At 66.5% G+C, this 2,810-nt stretch carries 3 protein-coding genes; 2 read left to right on the forward strand and 1 reads right to left on the reverse strand.

Annotated elements, in window-relative coordinates; genetic code table 11:
* On the forward strand, positions 1-1,435 hold a 1,435-nt coding region (locus tag AC04L7_RS15930; protein WP_475513390.1), incomplete at its 5' end, for an efflux RND transporter permease subunit.
* 53 nt (positions 1,436-1,488) lie between these two features.
* On the opposite strand, the gene AC04L7_RS15935 is transcribed toward AC04L7_RS15930, so the two are convergent.
* Positions 1,489-1,872 carry a winged helix-turn-helix transcriptional regulator gene (locus AC04L7_RS15935; RefSeq protein ID WP_435998254.1) on the reverse strand — a complete coding sequence of 128 codons (384 nt, stop codon included), beginning with the start codon at positions 1,870-1,872 and terminating at the stop codon, positions 1,489-1,491.
* Positions 1,873-1,999: 127 nt separating this feature from the next.
* On the opposite strand from AC04L7_RS15935, the gene AC04L7_RS15940 reads away from it, so the two are divergent.
* Positions 2,000-2,810: NmrA family NAD(P)-binding protein (locus AC04L7_RS15940; RefSeq protein WP_475513391.1), on the forward strand; the 811-nt coding region annotated here is incomplete at its 3' end.

Here is a 2,810-nt window from a genome sequence, read left to right on the forward strand (position 1 = left end):
AGTCACCTCCATCGCCAAGGGCGTGCCGGAAGTGCAGGACTATTTCCTGTTCAACGGCGGGTTCGGCGGCAGTGGCGGCGGTGCCAGCCCGATGGCGATGGCAGGCTTCGTGCTGAAGCCGTGGAGCGAGCGCGAGCGCTCCACCAACGCGGTGCTGCAGCAGGAACTGCAGCCGAAGATGAGCCAGGTCAGCGGCCTGAACATCTTCGCGCTGGTCCCACCTTCGCTGCCCAGCGCGGGCGGCGACGGCGGCGGCGGCGAGTTCATCATCGGTGGCGTCGGCGACCTGAGCCAGCTGGCCGAGTTGGCCGACCAGATCCTGGCGAAGGCGATGGAGAGCAAGCGCTTCATCTTCCTGGACAAGGACCTGAAGATCGACAAGCCGCGCATCGAGGTCAACATCGACCGCGAGAAGGCGGCGACGCTCGGCATCGACATGCGCACGCTGGCAGCCGACATGGCAGCCATGCTGTCCGGTGGCTACACCAACCGCTTCGCCATGCAGAACCGCTCGTACCTGGTGATTCCGCAGGTGCAGCGGAGCGACCGCCTCAACGCCAGCGACCTGGAGAACTACTACACGCGCACCCGCGACGGCGAACTGATACCGCTGTCGACGCTGGTGACGCTGAAGGAGAGCGCGCAGCCGCAGTCGCTGAAGCGTTTCCAGCAGCTCAACGCCGTATCGATCACCTTCGCCCCGCGCCCCGGCGTCAGCAAGGGCGAAGCGCTGGCGATTCTCGACCAGGCCGCCAAGGAAGTACTGCCTCAGGGCTATTCGGTGGATTACGCCGGCGAGTCGCGCCAGTTCAAGCAGGAGGGCGCGGCGATGCTGGTGACGCTGGCGCTGGCGTTGATCGTGATCTTCCTGGTGCTGGCGGCCCAGTTCGAGAGCTTCCGCGATGCGACGATCATGCTGCTGACCGTACCGATGGCCATTAGCGGCGCGTTGCTGACCGTCAACGTGCTGGCGCTGGTGAGTGGCGTGCTCGGCTTCATGCAGATCGAAGCCTTCCCCGGCATGAGCATCAACATCTATACCCAGGTGGGCCTCGTGACACTGGTCGGCGTGATCTCCAAGCACGGCATCCTGATCGTGGAGTTCGCCAACAAGCTGCAGATGGAACGCGGCCTGTCCAAGCGTGAAGCGATCGAGGAAGCCGCAGCCATCCGCCTGCGTCCGGTGCTGATGACCACCGCAGCGCTGGTGTTCGCGATGATCCCGCTGCTGATCGCCAGTGGCCCGGGTGCCGCCTCGCGCTTCTCGATGGGCGTGGTGATCGCCTCGGGCATGACGATCGGCACGCTGTTTACCCTGTTCGTGCTGCCGGCGTTCTATCTGTACCTGGCGCGAGATCATGCGCACGATCGGGAGCATGCACTGCAGGAAGATGGCGACGGACGGCCGCCGCCGGAACCCGCGACCGGACACTGACCGGCGGCGACAGGTTCGCAGTATCCGAAACCCCGGCATAGCCGGGGTTTTTTTCAAAGTGGCGCGTTCGCGACCGGCGCAACATAGGCCCGGCGCGCGGCACGGACCTCTTCGTGGTGGTCGGATGCCCATTGGGCGAGCATCTCGATGCGCTCGAAAAACGACGCTCCGAGCGGTGTCAGCGCATAGTCCACGCGTGGCGGCACCGTCGGGAAGACCTCGCGCCGTACCAGTCCGTCCTGCTCGAGCCTGCGTAGTGTCTGCGCCAGCATCCGCGGCGAGATATCCGCGATGCGCTTGCGGACTTCGGTGAAGCGCAACGTGCCCTCCGCCAACTCGTGCAGCACCAGCACGGTCCAGCGGTCGCCCAGCCGGTCCAGAACATCGCGGATGGGGCAGTTCTCCGTAAGGATCAGGGATTGGCGGTGCAGCGTCATGGTCGGCTTCCGGGGCATGGTTACCTTGCAGTAACGGGGTTACTTCACGCTCCCTGCTTGCGGCTGCGGAAGTCATTACTACCATAGCGTAACCAATGTCCTTTCCATTACCAAACCTGCAGCTTCCGTGAGCACACCCTCTCCCACCCTGCTGGTCACCGGCGCTTCCGGACACCTCGGGGGCGCAGTCGTCCGCCACCTGCTCGACACCCTCCGGCTCCCCACCGAACGCCTGATCGTCACCTCGCGCAACCCGGATGCGCTGGAGGAACTCGCGGCGCGCGGCGTCACCGTCCGGGCTGCGGATTTCGACCAGCCCGCCACGCTGGCGGGCGCGCTCGCGGGCGCGGATCGCATGCTGCTGGTCAGTACCGATGCGCTGATGGAGCCCGGCAAGCGCCTGGCCCAGCACCGCACCGCCGTGCAGGCGGCGGCGGAGGCCGGCGTGCAGCATGTCGTTTACACCTCGCTGCYGTCTGCGGACAGGTCGCACGTGTCGTTCGCACCGGACCACTGGGGCACCGAGCAGGCGCTGGCCGCGTCACCGCTCAGCTGGACGGTGCTCCGCAATGCCTGGTACTTCGAGAATCTCGCCTATGCGCTGCCCGGCGCAATGGCCGCCGGGGAATGGGCGACAGCGGCMGGCGACGGTCGCATCGCCTACATTGCGCGCGATGATCTTGCGCGGGCGGCCGCAGTGGCCTTGGCGTCGGGCAACACCGCGAACCGGATCCTCACGCTGACCGGCGAAGACGCATGGTCCGCACGCGATGTCGCCGGTCGCGTGTCCGCCCTGACGGGCAAGGCGCTGGCGGTGGTCGACGTCTCGCCGGCGCAGCTGATCGAAGGATTGAGGGCGCACGGCTTTCCGCCCTTGCTGGCCGACGTGTTCGCCTCGTTCGACATCGCGACCGCGGCGGGCGACATCGGTGCGATCA

This window comes from Pseudoxanthomonas sp. LjRoot204_2, from assembly GCF_056175765.1.

Bases quoted from the DNA above. Each gene is read 5' to 3' on its own strand.
- AC04L7_RS15935 (WP_435998254.1), bottom strand. From the start codon at position 1,872: ATGACGCTGCACCGCCAATCCCTGATCCTTACGGAGAACTGCCCCATC.